At 36.4% G+C, this 15175-nt stretch carries 12 protein-coding genes; all 12 read left to right on the forward strand.

The window, feature by feature from the left end:
- Positions 1 to 71 precede the first annotated feature (71 nt).
- Positions 72 to 1364: a methyl-accepting chemotaxis protein gene (locus ACX6U0_RS11190; RefSeq protein WP_464960014.1), complete on the forward strand. Its 1293-nt coding sequence runs from the start codon at positions 72 to 74 to the stop codon at positions 1362 to 1364.
- Between the two features lie 586 nt (positions 1365 to 1950).
- A complete protein-coding gene (locus tag ACX6U0_RS11195; protein WP_464960015.1) occupies positions 1951 to 3279 on the forward strand; it encodes an aspartate aminotransferase family protein in 1329 nt (442 codons plus the stop codon).
- Position 3280: 1 nt separating this feature from the next.
- Positions 3281 to 3979 carry a CoA transferase subunit A gene (locus ACX6U0_RS11200; protein ID WP_464960016.1) on the forward strand — a complete coding sequence of 233 codons (699 nt, stop codon included), beginning with the start codon at positions 3281 to 3283 and terminating at the stop codon, positions 3977 to 3979.
- On the forward strand, positions 3964 to 4626 hold the full coding sequence (locus tag ACX6U0_RS11205; protein WP_464960017.1) for a 3-oxoacid CoA-transferase subunit B: 663 nt from the start codon (positions 3964 to 3966) through the stop codon (positions 4624 to 4626). The genes ACX6U0_RS11200 and ACX6U0_RS11205 overlap by 16 nt, the downstream gene beginning before the upstream one ends.
- A 15-nt stretch (positions 4627 to 4641) precedes the next feature.
- Positions 4642 to 5952, forward strand: coding sequence for a peptidase (locus tag ACX6U0_RS11210; RefSeq protein WP_464960018.1), 1311 nt, complete (start codon positions 4642 to 4644; stop codon positions 5950 to 5952).
- On the forward strand, positions 5930 to 6793 hold the full coding sequence (ablB, locus tag ACX6U0_RS11215) for a putative beta-lysine N-acetyltransferase (RefSeq protein WP_464960019.1): 864 nt from the start codon (positions 5930 to 5932) through the stop codon (positions 6791 to 6793). Before ACX6U0_RS11210 ends, ablB begins: the two co-directional genes overlap by 23 nt.
- A gap of 69 nt (positions 6794 to 6862) precedes the next feature.
- Positions 6863 to 8248: a sigma-54 interaction domain-containing protein gene (locus ACX6U0_RS11220; protein WP_464960273.1), complete on the forward strand. Its 1386-nt coding sequence runs from the start codon at positions 6863 to 6865 to the stop codon at positions 8246 to 8248.
- A gap of 402 nt (positions 8249 to 8650) precedes the next feature.
- The gene (kamA, locus tag ACX6U0_RS11225) at positions 8651 to 10087 is read left to right on the forward strand and encodes a lysine 2,3-aminomutase (protein ID WP_464960020.1); all 1437 of its coding nucleotides are present in this window, start codon (positions 8651 to 8653) and stop codon (positions 10085 to 10087) included.
- Positions 10084 to 10365 carry a YokU family protein gene (locus tag ACX6U0_RS11230; protein ID WP_464960021.1) on the forward strand — a complete coding sequence of 94 codons (282 nt, stop codon included), beginning with the start codon at positions 10084 to 10086 and terminating at the stop codon, positions 10363 to 10365. Before kamA ends, ACX6U0_RS11230 begins: the two co-directional genes overlap by 4 nt.
- 243 nt (positions 10366 to 10608) lie before the next feature.
- On the forward strand, positions 10609 to 12090 hold the full coding sequence (locus ACX6U0_RS11235) for an amino acid permease (protein WP_464960022.1): 1482 nt from the start codon (positions 10609 to 10611) through the stop codon (positions 12088 to 12090).
- A gap of 63 nt (positions 12091 to 12153) precedes the next feature.
- Positions 12154 to 13524, forward strand: a complete 1371-nt coding sequence (gene gabT / locus ACX6U0_RS11240; RefSeq protein ID WP_464960023.1) for a 4-aminobutyrate--2-oxoglutarate transaminase — start codon at positions 12154 to 12156, stop codon at positions 13522 to 13524.
- Positions 13525 to 13556: 32 nt separating this feature from the next.
- Positions 13557 to 14978, forward strand: coding sequence for an NAD-dependent succinate-semialdehyde dehydrogenase (locus ACX6U0_RS11245; protein WP_464960274.1), 1422 nt, complete (start codon positions 13557 to 13559; stop codon positions 14976 to 14978).
- Positions 14979 to 15175: the final 197 nt, after the last annotated feature.

Here is a 15175-nt window from a genome sequence, read left to right on the forward strand (position 1 = left end):
AAGTGAACTTTAGTTAGAATCAATTGATATCATTAGTAGTTGAACTTGTTAAAATTAGGGGATGATTTCGCATGGTTGAAAGAAAAAGATACAAATTTAGTTTGAATAAAAGGCTAGCTATGTTTACGACGATCCTAGCAATTATTACATATTCAACAAGTGGATTTTTCATTTACTTTTTATATGAATATGTTTCAAGTTTTGTCAGTGAACAAATTTTCACAGTGATCACATTGATATTAGGGATTTTTTGGTCGGGTGTATTAGCTTATTTTGCAGCGACACGATTTATCACGAAACCGTTGCAACTACTAGAGTCGGCCGTAACTAAGGCTGCCAAAGGAGAGATTGGGGAAGACGCTCCAGTTCCAAAAACTGATGATGAAATTCGGTCTCTTAGTCTAGCATTTAATGAAATGCAACATAACATACGAGATATTGTCAGTAATATCGATATGAATTTTGAAAGCACGAAGGAAAAGGTTCTACTAATGACAGAGGGTGCAAATACAGCGGTTGAGCAATCAAAAAATATTACGCTAACTATTTCTGATATTTCAAAGGGAACAAACTACTCCGCCAAGGCAATGCAAGCAACGGCAAATTCTGTTGAGGATGTCTTGTTAATTGCCAACGAAGTGCAGGAAAAAGCTCGTAAATCAGAAAAGTTGTCAACTGAAATGGTAAATACATTAAATGATTGCAAAGAAATTGTACACTCCCTGGTCAGTGATGTGCAAGAGATGGAAAAAAGCAGTGAGGAATCATTGCACTCTGTAAAACAGTTAGAAAAACATACAAAGGAAGTTGAGAAAATCATTGGTTTCGTTGGCGAAATCGCAGCTCAAACAAATCTATTAGCATTAAATGCCTCAATAGAAGCGGCGCGTGCTGGAGAACATGGTCGAGGATTTGCCGTTGTTGCGGAGGAAGTTCGTAAATTAGCAGATCAAAGTGCAGATGCTGTTCAAGGGATTACAAATTTAATTCTTACTATTCAACATGAAGTAAAGAATGTAGTTGAACTAACCTCTCTTCAAGTAACGCTAGCAAACGAAGAAGCTCAAAAAGGGAATAGAACAAATACAGCGATTCTTATGATGACGAACTCTATTGATGAAGTTGTTCAAGCCGTAACATATATTGTTTCACTTGTTGAACAGCAATTTAATCATATTGAACAAACAGTAGGACAATCACAAGAAGTAACTGCGATTGCAAAAGAGACATCAATTGGCGCATTAGAAGTTGCAGCTGCGGCCAATGAGCAGACAAGTTTTATTCAGGATGTTAACAATTTAGCTGAAGAATTAGTGTCTCAGGCCGAGGAATTAAAAGAAACGATTAAGAGGTTCACGTACTAATGAATGATTTTGTCATCTTTTTGACACAACCTCGTACACGAGTTTATGAATGAGCCAAATCTGACTTTCTAAAAGTAACGTTAAGGTAGTTTGTGGTTCACTCCTGAGAAAAGATTTATATGATCTCTAATCGTTTAAAAAATGATTTTATTGGCATAGCATTTACTGTAAGTAAAAAATTAACAATAACAAGGATATTGATTCGTAGATTTTATCATTTTCAATTCATGAAAAAGTGGGAAGTAGGTCTAATAGATATGTATACTTTCTTCTTTGAGATTATGAATATAGGTGCTTTTATTAAAAATATATTATTACTCTTTTAACAGGAAAAGAAGTGGTTGTTAACCTAAATCTTTACCTGTTTTTTTTATATCATTTTCTCATCATAGCAATTAAGGAAGTTTTATTCTGATATATTAATTTGATGTTTATTTGTGAACTAGTTTTGTAAGCGTTTTAAAAAATATAGAGGAAGATATTTAGATAACAAGAATACTAAAATAAGCCTCTCTTAAAAATTTAGGGTTTTCTAGTTTGGCTTATTTCATTATATTGGGGAATTTAGTGAAAGGGTGGGGAATTGATGAATCGAGATTATTTAATCAAACCATTGCTTGGTCAACACTATCCTATGATCTCTCATGGGAAGGGCGTGTACTTGTTTGATAAAGAAGGAAAACGGTACATCGATGGTTCATCCGGTGCAATTACTGTAGGTATTGGACACGGAGTTGAGGAAATCATTGACGTTATGACTGAGCAAGCAAGACAAGTATCTTTTGTTTATCGGTCCCAGTTTACGAGTGAAGCAGCTGAGAAGCTTGCAAAAAAATTAAGTGATATTACTCAAGGTGACTTGAACTGGACTTTTTTTGTGAATAGCGGTACGGAAGCGACTGAAACTGCTATGAAACTTGCAATTCAACATTTTCAAGAAAAAGGTGTGAAGGGTAAAAACAAAATCCTTTCTCGTTGGATGAGCTATCATGGCATTACAATTGGGGCTTTATCAATGTCGGGACACCCTTTACGACGCCAAAGATTTGTTCCTATGTTAGAGGATTATCCATCTGTTTCACCACCATATTGCTATCGTTGTCCTTTTAACTTAGATTTTCCCTCATGTGATACTGCCTGTGCATCTGAGTTAGAAACAGCGATTAATCGGATTGGTTCTGAGCATATTGCAGCTTTTATTGCTGAACCAATTATTGGGGCTGCAGGGGGAGCTATTGTTCCACCACCTGGATATTATCAAAGAGTAAAAGAGATTTGTGAAAAAAATGATATTTTATTGATTGCCGATGAAGTGATGACAGGAATGGGTCGAACTGGAAAAATGTTTGCAATGGAGCATTGGGGCGTCCAACCAGATATCCTGACACTTGGAAAAGGGATGACATCTGGTTATACACCAATGGCTGCTACTATTGCGAGTGATAGAGTGATCGAGCCGATTATGAAAGGTTCAAGGGTAGTTATGAGCGGACATACATTTAGTGCAAACCCACTGTCTGCTGCTGTTTCGTTAGCTGTTATTGAATATGTTGAAAAACATAATCTAGTAGAAGCGGCAAAGGAAAAGGGAGAATACCTTATAAAGAAACTTGAATCATTAAAGAAGAATTCTTCAGTAATCGGTGATGTACGAGGAAAAGGTTTATTAATTGGAGTTGAATTAGTAGATAACGTGAAAGCTAGTTCAATCATTCAAAATGCAGTGAACAAAGGTTTGCTTCTTTATCCATCTGTTGCTGGAAGAAATGGAAAAGAAGATTCAGCCTTCATGATCGCTCCACCATTAACCATCTCTTACGAAGAAATAGACGAACTACTTCTAATTCTTTCAGAGAGTTTATGCGAATCAGAAGCAAAACAATCGGGTTTAACTTATGCAGCTAAGGGGGAATAAGATGAAATTAGTAGAAAATACGTATAAAAAAATTACAACAATTGACCAAATCCTTCAATATTTTCATGATGATATGACGATTATGGTTGGTGGATTTGGTGGAGTAGGTTCACCTCCAACTTTACTTCAAGGATTATTAGAAAGTGAAGTAAAAGACATCAATGTTATTTGCAACGATGCTGGTTTCCCTGACATCGGTATAGGTAGAATGGTTCGTAATGAAAGAGTGAAATCAATTGTTACATCACATATAGGCTCTAATCCTTTTGCTGGTAAGTTAATGACAGAAGGTAAGTTAGAGGTTGAATTTTCACCACAAGGCACATTAGCAGAGCGCATTCGAGCTGGAGGGATGGGTCTTGGAGGAGTTTTAGTGGATGTTGGTCTAGACAGTATAGTTGAGACTGGGAAAGAAAAAGTAACTGTAAAAGATAAGCAATTTCTGATTGAAGAAGCGTTAACTGCTGAAGTTAGTATTATTTTTGCAAAGAAAGCTGATCCGTTCGGTAATCTAGTTTTTGACAAAAGTGCTAGGAATATGAACCCGCATATGGCTACGGCAGGAGAAATAACAATTGTTGAAGCTGAAGAGATTGTTCCTCTTGGCTCTTTAAACCCTGAGGAAATCATCACACCTGGTGTATTTGTAAACTATATTATTCAATCAGAGGGAGTGAACTGGAAATGGGCGTGGGAATAGACTTTCGTCAAAAAATTGCAAAACGAGCTGCACAGGAAATTCAGAATGGCATGATTGTTAATTTAGGAATTGGTATCCCTTCACTTGTTCCAGATCATTTACCTGAAGATGTACACGTAATGTTTCATGCGGAAAACGGCGTAGTTGGAATAGGACCAAGTCCGGAGAGAGGACACGAAGACGAGAATCTTTGTAACGCGGGTGGTTTTCCAATTACGATTTTGGATGGTGCCAGTTATTTTGACAGTGCGACTGCATTTGGAATGATTCGTAGAGGTTTATTGGATTTAACTGTATTAGGTGCCTTACAGGTGAGCGAGACAGGTGACTTAGCAAATTGGATTGTACCAGGTAAAAGAGTTCCAGGAATTGGTGGGGCAATGGATTTGGCACAAAAGGCGAAAAGAGTAATCGTTGTTATGAATCATACAGATAAAGCAGGAAATCCGAAAATTGTAAAAGAATGTAGTTTGCCTTTAACATCTAAGCGCTGTGTTGATTTGATTATTACAGAAATGGCCGTTATAGAGGTTAAAAACCATCAGTTAGTGCTTAAAGAATTAATGCAGCCATATACTGTTGATGATGTAATAAAAAATACTGGTACAGATTTGATTATTAGTGAAGATTTAAAAATATTTATGTAGAAAAGGGTGAGTACAGTGAAGGATTACAAAAAAAGTATTCAAGACTATATAAATAATAATAAAGATAAGACTATCAAACTACTAGAACGGTTAGTAAAGGAAGACAGCATTTCTGGAAATGAAAGTAAGGCACAGGCTATTGTTGTTGAAAAGTTGAAAGAGCTTGACTTGGATTTAGATATATGGGAACCATCAATTGAAGAGTTAAAGGATCATCCATATTTTATTTCCGCTAGAGAGAACTTCAATGGTAGTCCAAATATTGTAGCGACGCTAAAGGGAACAAGTGGTGGTAAGTCTATGATATTAAATGGACATATTGACGTTGTTCCTGAAGGGAATATACAACAATGGACATATCCACCTTATGGTGCAATTGTAAAAGACAATAAATTATATGGGCGTGGCGCAACTGATATGAAGGGTGGTAATGTTGCACTCATATTAGCAATTGAAGCAATTAAACAAAGTGGTATTACACTAAAAGGTGATGTTCATTTTCAAAGTGTGATTGAAGAAGAAAGTGGTGGAGCGGGAACATTGGCTGCAATCCTACGTGGATATAAAGCAGATGGCGTAATCATTCCTGAACCGACAAATATGAAATTTTTCATTAAGCAACAAGGATCAATGTGGTTTAGACTGAAGGTTAAAGGTAAAGTAGCTCATGGCGGCACTCGATATGAAGGCGTTAGTGCCATTGAAAAAAGCATGCTGGTTATTCAGCAAATCCTAAAACTTGAAGAGTTACGAAATGATCGAATTTATGACCCGTTATACGACGGCGTACCAATACCTATTCCGATTAACATAGGCACAATCAATGGTGGGACATGGCCATCTTCTGTATCAGATCTAGTCATTTTAGAAGGAAGATATGGCGTAGCACCAAATGAAAAAATGGAAGATGCAAAAAAAGAGTTTGAGAGATGGATAGAAAATCTAGCAAACCTTGATGAATGGTTTATAGATCATCCAGTAGAAGTAGAGTGGTTTGGAGCAAGATGGGTTCCAGGTTCTGTTGAAGCTGACAATGAGTTAGTTAAAACTTTATTGCATAATTATCAGCACATATCTGAACAAAAACCGATTATTGAAGCAGCACCGTGGGGAACAGACGGAGGACTGTTTACGCAAGTTTTAGATATTCCTATGATCGTATTTGGACCAGGAGAAACAAAGGTTGCTCATTATCCTGATGAATTCATTGATTTAGATCAAATGTTTTTAGCTGCTGAAACGATTGCCTGTACATTAATTGATTGGTGTAAAGTACAAGAACAGCATGAAGGCGAGGGAGTATATGAAAACGAAGAAGTATTATGAAATTGTAAAAATGAAGCATGAGACCTTTTATTTTGAGGGAGCTTTAGATCACTTCAATGAGAGAATACGAATTGATTATTACGTAGGGAATGTATCAAGCCTAATTGAAAGAATCGAAAAGCTAGCGAAAGAATATCAGTATACTAAGTTAATCATTAAAACAAGAAAAGAACATCTATATTCTTTTTTGCAGAAAGGTTATATGATAGAAGCTTTAGTGAAAGGTTATTTTCAGGGAAGCGATGCCTTTTTTGTCACAAAGTATAATAGCCTAGATAGAAAAAATAGTCTTTATTGGTCTCAGGGTGACGACATATTAGAAGCAGTTCTGAAGAGTGATCGATTGAAGGAGAAAATCATTCCAGAGGGATATCATCTCAGAAGAGCGGATAAAAAGGATGCAAAAAAGCTCGCAAATTTATATGGTCAAGTTTTTCAAGTTTATCCAACTCCATTAAATGAAGCTGCTTATGTAGAGAAAACAATGGAGGAGGATACAATTTATTGGGTTTACGAGAAGGAAGGATGCATTGTAAGTGCGGCATCTGCTGAAATTGATTTTTCACAAAGAAATGCTGAGCTCACTAATTGTGCAACGTTGGTTGAGCACCGTAAGCATGGGTTGATGAAAGAAATAATGAAAAAGTTAGAACAGGATTTAGTAAGTCAATCAATCTATTGTTCTTATACGATTGCACGCTCATTATCTTATGGAATGAACGCTGCTTTCCATCAATTGGGATATATGTATACTGGAAGAATGACAAATAATTGTTACATTTTTGATAAATTAGAAGACATGAATATTTGGGTCAAGGACCTTTCAGAAATAGTCTCTTAATGTATAACTGCCGAAAAATGAGCATAAAATCGCCGGTTTTTCGGCAGTAAAAGGATGGTGAGAATGATGATTTCAACAATTCCAACTAATGAAATGATTAGTGCTATATTAAACAGTATCGATGAAGCAATTCATGCTGTCGACAATAATGGAATGACGATTTTTTATAATCAAGTTGCAGCTGAGAATGATGGCGTATCAGTTGAAGATGTTCTTGGAAAACATGTGCTTGAGGCCTTTCCTTCATTGACGAAAGAAACTAGTACCTTACTCAAGGTATTGGAGACAAAGCAGCCAATTATACAACAGCCTCAACGATATGAGAACATAAAAGGCAAGTTCATTGATACAATTAATACAACAATTCCAATCATGCTAGATGACAATCTCATTGGCGCTGTTGAAATTGCAAAAGACTATTCTACGATTAAAAAGCTAGGAGAAAAGGTTTTAGATTTACAAGCCCGTATGAAGTCACAAACTAAGCAAGGTAAAACAAAACAAGCTCATTCTTATACCATTTCAGATATTCTAACAAATGACACTGCTTTATTAGAGGTTAAAATGCAAGTTGAGAAAGTTGCTAATGCCGATTCAGCAGTACTTGTCGTTGGGGAAACTGGAACTGGAAAAGAACTGTTTGTACAGTCGATTCATCATTGTTCAATTCGTTGTAATAATCCTTTTATTGCTCAAAACTGTGCAGCATTACCGGAATCATTATTAGAAAGTATTTTGTTTGGGACTACAAAGGGTAGTTATACAGGGGCGCTAGACCGTGTAGGATTATTTGAGTTGGCAGATGGAGGAACACTATTTTTAGATGAGCTAAATTCTATGCCGTTAGAGCTTCAAGCTAAGTTATTAAGAGTATTAGAGGATGGGGTCGTTCGACGAATTGGCGACCAAAAGACTCGAAAAGTAAATGTTCGGGTAATTGCTGCGATTAACGAATCACCTTTGGATTGTGTTCAAAATGGAACAATGCGACCGGATTTATATTATCGTCTAAATGTCTTTTCGTTGTTCATTCCGCCTCTACGAGAAAGAAATTTTGATATTGAGTTGCTTACATCTCACTTTGTAGAGCTGTTTAATGAACGTTTCTCAAAAAATGTAAAAAATGTGGAGCATACTGTATTTGAGTTATTTCATCAATACAATTGGCCAGGTAATGTACGCGAATTAAAGCATACGATTGAGCACGCGATGATTATGGCAGAGGGCCATACGCTTACAGTCAAACATCTGCCAATTCAACTTCAACAGATTAAAAAGAGTACTGATACAAAGGGAGTACAACCATTACGAACGGCGATGCAGGAAATGGAGGCTTCGCTCATTAAACAAGCATTACTGCAAACAAAAGGTAATATTCAGCAGGCTGCAGCACTGCTTGAAATACCGCGACAAACGCTTCAGTATAAGATTCAAAAACAAAACATTACTGTATAAGCTGCCGAAATGTAGGCGGAGCAAAGTGCCGAAAAAACGATCATTGTCTTAGCTTCTTCATCTGCATTCAAAGCTCCCTGGAATCCATGGTAATGCTACTCTTAATCAGGTTTTATGCCTCTAAAGATGAGCGATACAATCAGTCTATACATCATTTTTTATAGTTAATTACAAAATAAGCCGCCTAAATTTAGGCGGTTTTTATGTTTGTTTCATATTAAAAGATTGTTTTACTAAAATTCAATATGATTTCAAATGTGTAAAAAAATAAAATAAAACGTTAGAATAGTTAGAATTTTCAAATGTTAAAGCGTGTTTATGAATGATTAAAGGTAATGTTAGATAAAGTTTGGCACGACTCTTGCTTTATAAAAAATATAATATTCGAAAGGGGATGTACGTATGGTAAATGCAGTTTACGCTCCAGATAGACATTGGAAAGAAATCGAGTTGTGGAAAGACGTAACAGAAGAACAGTGGAATGATTGGGTTTGGCAACTAACAAACACAATTAAGACATTAGATGACTTAAAAAAGGTAATCAATATGACACCAGAAGAAGAAGATGGCGTAAAAATTGCTACAAAAACGATTCCGTTAAACATTACACCATACTACGCTTCTCTAATGAATCCTGAAGATCCGCGTTGTCCGGTCCGTATGCAATCAGTACCTATTTCTTCAGAGATTAACAAAACAAGATATGATTTAGAAGATCCATTACATGAAGATGAGGACTCTCCAGTGCCGGGATTAACTCATAGGTATCCGGATCGCGTTTTATTTTTAGTAACGAACCAATGCTCAATGTATTGTCGATATTGTACAAGACGCCGATTCTCAGGCCAAATCGGAATGGGTGTACCAAAAAAGCAGCTTGATGCAGCTATTAATTATATTAGTAAAACGCCACAAGTTCGAGATGTATTAATCTCAGGTGGAGATGGTTTATTAATTAATGATAATATCCTTGAATATATTTTAAAAAATTTAAGAGAAATTCCACACGTAGAAATTATTCGTATTGGTACTAGGGCGCCGGTTGTGTTCCCACAACGAATTACAGAAAATCTTTGTAATATCTTAAAAAAATATCATCCAGTATGGTTAAATACACACTTTAATACTTCAATTGAAATTACAGAAGAATCAAAACGAGCGTGTGAAATGCTTGCAAATGCTGGTGTACCTTTAGGAAACCAAGCAGTTATCCTTGCGGGAATTAACGATAGTGTTCCAATCATGAAAAAGCTAATGCATGACCTAGTTAAAATTCGCGTTCGCCCATACTATATTTATCAGTGCGATTTATCAGAGGGAATCGGTCATTTCCGTGCACCTGTTTCTAAAGGATTAGAAATTATGGAAGGTCTACGTGGTCATACTTCTGGCTATGCGGTCCCAACATTCGTAGTTGATGCTCCTGGTGGTGGAGGGAAGATTTCTCTGCAGCCAAATTATATGATTTCACAAAGTGCAGATAAGGTTGTTCTTCGAAATTTTGAAGGCGTTATCACAACATATCCAGAGCCACAGAATTATGTTCCGGGAAGAGCAGATGCTTATTTTAAAGAAATTTATCCTAACATGGATGAAAAACGCTCTAACGCTGGGATTGCGGGATTAATGAATGAAACAAAATTCAATCTAGTACCTGAAGGATTACAGCGTATGGATCTTCGAAAAACATATGCAACAAATCCAGAACATGCTTCATTAAAGGATAAACGTGAAAAACGTGATGAATTAAAAGAAAAGAAATTCCAAGCACAAATGACAAAGGTGCAAAGTACAGAAGAACTAGTTGGTAGTGCAAATGCTAAAGGTGATGCCGAATGAAGACATGTCAATGGTGTGAGTCTGTCAATATAGTAGAGACAACAAACACAGTATATTGGGAACTTCCAGATGGAACAAAAGCGATTGAGATTCGGGAAACACCATGTATTGAATGTCACGAATGTCATATAACGTATCAAACTGATGAAACTGTAAACGTAATTGAGGAACAACTATTTCTAATTAATACAAAGTTGCTTGAGAAAACGCTACGATTTGTAGAATTATTGCAGCAACCAAGACTATTAAAAAGAAATTATTTTGATTTCTCCAAATAGGGGATCGGAAGCGACTAACTGCTTCCGATTTTTCTCTAATTAGGTGACTACCGATTAGAAAGCTCATTTATATGAGAGGAATAAAGAAATGTAAGCGTTTTAGAGATAGGCTAATAAATAAAAATAGTAGAGTACATAAGTCATTGAATAAAAGAATACCAGCATATACGAATAATTGATGGAATGAAAAGGAACACTTTCAATCTTATGTTTCAAAAGTTGACTGAAAAAAGGAGTAGTGTAATGAAAAATTCAGTAAGTACATTAACAGTCCTTGAATCTAAGAATCAATTATCATCGGTGACAGGTGAGTTAAAACGAGGTTTAAAGCCTCGACATTTAACAATGATTTCACTCGGTGGAACAATCGGAACTGGTTTATTTTTAGCAAGTGGTGGTGCAATTCACAATGCTGGACCCGGTGGTGTTCTCGTATCCTATATCGCGATAGGCATAATGGTGTATTTTTTAATGACAAGCCTTGCTGAAATGGCTACATATATGCCAGTAGCAGGATCTTTTAGCACGTACGCAACTAAATTCGTAGATCCTGCGCTAGGCTTCGCTCTTGGTTGGAATTACTGGTATAACTGGGCAATTACCATCGCTGCTGAATTAGCGGCAGTCACTATGATTATGAAATTTTGGCTCCCAGAAACGTCTTCAATTCTATGGAGTGCATTGTTTTTAGCAATTATATTTCTACTAAACTATCTCTCTGTTAAAGGATTTGGTGAATCAGAATACTGGTTTTCATTAATCAAAGTTGTAACAGTTATCGTTTTTCTAATTGCAGGATTCTTAATGATTTTTGGAATCATTGGTGGAGAAGCAGTCGGGTTTAAAAATTTTACCATAGGTGATGCACCTTTTCATGGCGGATTTATGACAACTCTTGGGATTTTTATGGCAGCAGGTTTTTCATTCCAAGGAACTGAATTATTAGGTGTTGCAGCTGGAGAAAGTGAAGAACCAAATAAGAATATTCCTCGTGCAGCTCGCCAAATATTCTGGCGCATTCTTTTATTTTACGTTTTATCAATTATTGTAATTGGACTATTAATTCCCTATACAAATGAAAATCTAGCAAGTGGAGATGTTGCCGTTAGTCCATTCACTCTCGTATTTGATAAAGCAGGAATTGCTTTTGCAGCATCTATTATGAATGCTGTTATCTTAACTGCAGTATTGTCTGCAGGAAATTCAGGTATGTACGCTTCGGCAAGGATGCTATGGGACCTTGCTAGACAAAATAAAGCACCAAAATTTCTTGGTAAATTAAACAAGCGCGGAATTCCGGTAAATGCTTTGATTGCAACTTCTGCAGTAGGAACAATTGCATTTTTAGCTTCTTTATATGGTGATGGTGTTGTATATGTTTGGTTATTGAATGCTTCTGGAATGTCTGGGTTTATTGCGTGGATCGGCATAGCTATATGTCACTATCGTTTTAGAAAAGCATATATTGCGCAAGGGAGAGACATAAACGAATTACCGTATAAGGCTAAATGGTATCCGTTTGGACCATTATTTGCATTTGCTCTATGTGGAATTGTCATTCTTGGTCAAAACTATGCTGCATTTACTGGAGAATCTATCGACTGGAATGGAGTTCTTGTTTCATATATTGGTTTACCACTTTTTCTTGCACTTTGGATTGGTTATAAACTGATAAAAAGAACGAAAATCGTTCCAATCAATGAATGTGATTTAGATCATAACTAATAAAAAAAGAACAAATGACTGGAAAGTTTTGATTTCCGACATTTTATATAGGACGGTGTAAAAATGAGTAAAAGAAAATTTGTAAAAATCGAAACATCAATTCCTGGACCAAAGTCTAAGGATTTACTTGAGCGAAGAAAGAAAATAGTGCCAAAAGGTATTAGTAATAATAGTGAAACCTTTGTAAATAAAGCAAGTGGAGCACTTGTCGAAGATATTGATGGTAATACATTCATTGATTTTGCAGGTGCAATTGGAACTTTAAATGTGGGACATTCTCATCCTAGAGTAGTTAGAGCGCTTCAAAGTCAGACCGAGAATTTTATTCATACTGGTTTTAATGTCATGATGTATGAATCTTATATTCAACTGGCTGAACGCCTAGCTGAAATTTCACCTGGAAGTTTTGAAAAACAAGTAGCTTTTTTTAATAGTGGAGCAGAAGCAGTCGAAAATGCAGTGAAGATTGCGAGAAAGTATACAAAACGTCAAGGCATCATTTCATTTACTAGAGGTTTTCATGGAAGAACTTTGATGACAATGACGATGACAAGTAAAGTCAAACCTTATAAGTATGGTTTCGGACCATTTGCACCTGAGGTTTATAAAGCACCTTATCCATACGTTTATCGACGACCAGATCAGCTTAGTGAGCAAGAATATAGTCAATTTATGATTGAACAATTTGAACAGCTTCTAATTTCTGAAGTTGCGCCTGAAACTATTGCAGCCGTAGTAATGGAACCAATCCAAGGTGAAGGTGGTTTTATCGTTCCAGATCATAACTTTGTGAAAAGAGTAAGAGAAATCTGTACTGAATATGGCATTTTATTTGTGGCTGATGAAATACAAACGGGATTTGCTAGAACAGGTAAATACTTTGCGATCGAACATTTTGGAATTGAGCCTGACTTAATAACTATCTCTAAGTCTATGGGTGCTGGCGTACCGATTAGTGGTGTAATTGGTCGAAAAGAGGTAATGGATGTTTCTGAGAGCGGGGAATTAGGAGGCACATACGCAGGCAGTCCACTTGGTTGTCAGGCAGCATTAGCTGTTCTAGATATTATTGAGGATGAAGGTTTGAATGAACGAGCTGTTTTCATTGGAGATACAGTAAATAGAAGAATGAATCAATGGGCACAGCGTTTTGATCAAATCGGCGATATCAGAGGTATTGGTGCAATGTGTGCGATGGAAATTGTCACTAACAAAACTGATAAAACACCTGATAAAGTAGCTGTTGGGAAAATTGTAAAAGAAGCAAATAGTAGAGGACTGATGCTTTTAAGTGCTGGAATATTTGGGAATGTCATTCGTTTACTGATGCCATTAACGATTACTGATGAACAACTGGAAGAAGGTCTCGACATCTTAGGAGAATCGATTGAGGTAGTACTATCATCAGAATTACAAATGGAGGTAAACTTATGAGCCAAATAAAAGAAACATATAAAATCTATCCAATGTATATAGATGGGAATTGGGTAGGCAATGATAAAGGTTCATTTACTAAAGTAACAAACCCTGCAACTGGAGATGTAATAGGTGCAATTCCAACTGGAGGTACTATAGAAGCAAAACAAGCAGTAGATGCTGCTCATAATGCTTTTAAGATTTGGTCGAAAAAGACAGCTGAAGAACGATCCCATTTACTGATGAAGTGGCATCGTTTGATTGATGATCACAAAGAAGAGCTAGCTAAGTTAATGACGCTTGAGCAAGGAAAGCCTTTAAAGGAAGCACTTGGAGAGATGATTTATGCAAATGGATTTATATCTTGGTACGCAGAAGAAGGAAAGAGAATTTATGGTGAAACAATTCCAGCGTCTCAACCTAATAAACGAATCTTGGTAAGAAAAGAACCAGTTGGAGTTGTAGCGGCAATTACGCCATGGAATTTTCCTGCTGCAATGATTACGAGAAAAGTAGGACCTGCACTTGCCGCAGGGTGTACAGCTGTCATTAAACCAGCGACACAAACACCTCTAACAGCATTAAAGCTTGCTGAATTAGCGCATGAAGCTGGAATACCAAAAGGTGTGCTGAACGTCGTTACAGGTAAATCTTCAGAAATTGGCGAAGCATGGTTAAAAGATCCTCGAGTGACTAAAATTACATTTACTGGATCAACTGAAGTCGGAAAAACGCTCATGAGGAATGCAGCGGAAAATGTTAAAAAAGTTTCATTGGAGCTTGGTGGAAATGCACCTTTTATTGTTATGGACGACGCAAATTTGTCAAAAGCAGTAGTAGGTTTGGTTCAATCAAAATTTCGTAATGCAGGTCAAACTTGCATTTGTACGAACAGAATATATGTACATGAAAAAGTAGCTGAAGAATTTACATTGCTTTTTCAGAAAGAGCTAGAGAAGTTAAAGGTCGGCAATGGATTAGATGAAGGTATCGATATCGGACCATTAATCGATCAAGCCGCATTAGATAAAGTCAAAATGTTAGTTGATGATGCGACTAAAAATGGAGGTAAAGTTGTATATAGTGGCGTCCAACCAACTGAGTTAGAAGGGTTTTATTATGCTCCAACGATATTGTCAGGTATCACAGATGATATGGCGTGCATGAAGGAAGAAATTTTTGGCCCCCTTGCACCAATATCTACGTTCAAAACTGAGGAAGAAGTAATCGAAAGAGCCAATAATTCTGTATATGGGTTAGCTGCTTATGTGTATACGGAAAACTTAAGCCGTTCATTTAGAATAACAGAAGCATTAGAGTACGGGATAATCGGGTTAAATGATGCATTGCCTTCAGCTGTTCAAGTTCCTTTCGGAGGCTATAAAGAAAGCGGGCTCGGAAGAGAAGGTGGCCATTTTGGAATAGAAGAGTTTTTAGAAGTTAAATATATTTCTATAGGGTTAGATCTATAGGAAAAAACTTTAAGACATGGAGTCATATTGATTCTTATGTCTTTTTTTTATGCTCAATTATCATTTTTGTTAGTGAGTATTTAATAAGAAATTAACTAATTTCAGGTCGCAATCGACAAAAACAACTGAGGAGAAAAATAAAATTCGTGAAATCTTTCTTCAACCCTAACTATTTGGTAAGATAGTAGCTACTTGGA

It is taken from the genome of Gottfriedia sp. ABJ_BB2_2, from assembly GCF_055484705.1.

Excerpts from the sequence above, each read along its gene's own strand:
- ACX6U0_RS11195 (WP_464960015.1), top strand. The coding sequence starts at position 1,951 with ATGAATCGAGATTATTTAATCAAACCATTGCTTGGTCAACACTATCCT.
- ACX6U0_RS11245 (WP_464960274.1), top strand. The coding sequence starts at position 13,557 with ATGTATATAGATGGGAATTGGGTAGGCAATGATAAAGGTTCATTTACT.
- ACX6U0_RS11235 (WP_464960022.1), top strand. The coding sequence starts at position 10,609 with ATGAAAAATTCAGTAAGTACATTAACAGTCCTTGAATCTAAGAATCAA.
- gabT (WP_464960023.1), top strand. The coding sequence starts at position 12,154 with ATGAGTAAAAGAAAATTTGTAAAAATCGAAACATCAATTCCTGGACCA.
- ACX6U0_RS11190 (WP_464960014.1), top strand. The coding sequence starts at position 72 with ATGGTTGAAAGAAAAAGATACAAATTTAGTTTGAATAAAAGGCTAGCT.
- ACX6U0_RS11230 (WP_464960021.1), top strand. The coding sequence starts at position 10,084 with ATGAAGACATGTCAATGGTGTGAGTCTGTCAATATAGTAGAGACAACA.
- kamA (WP_464960020.1), top strand. The coding sequence starts at position 8,651 with ATGGTAAATGCAGTTTACGCTCCAGATAGACATTGGAAAGAAATCGAG.
- ablB (WP_464960019.1), top strand. The coding sequence starts at position 5,930 with ATGAAAACGAAGAAGTATTATGAAATTGTAAAAATGAAGCATGAGACC.
- ACX6U0_RS11200 (WP_464960016.1), top strand. The coding sequence starts at position 3,281 with ATGAAATTAGTAGAAAATACGTATAAAAAAATTACAACAATTGACCAA.
- ACX6U0_RS11205 (WP_464960017.1), top strand. The coding sequence starts at position 3,964 with ATGGGCGTGGGAATAGACTTTCGTCAAAAAATTGCAAAACGAGCTGCA.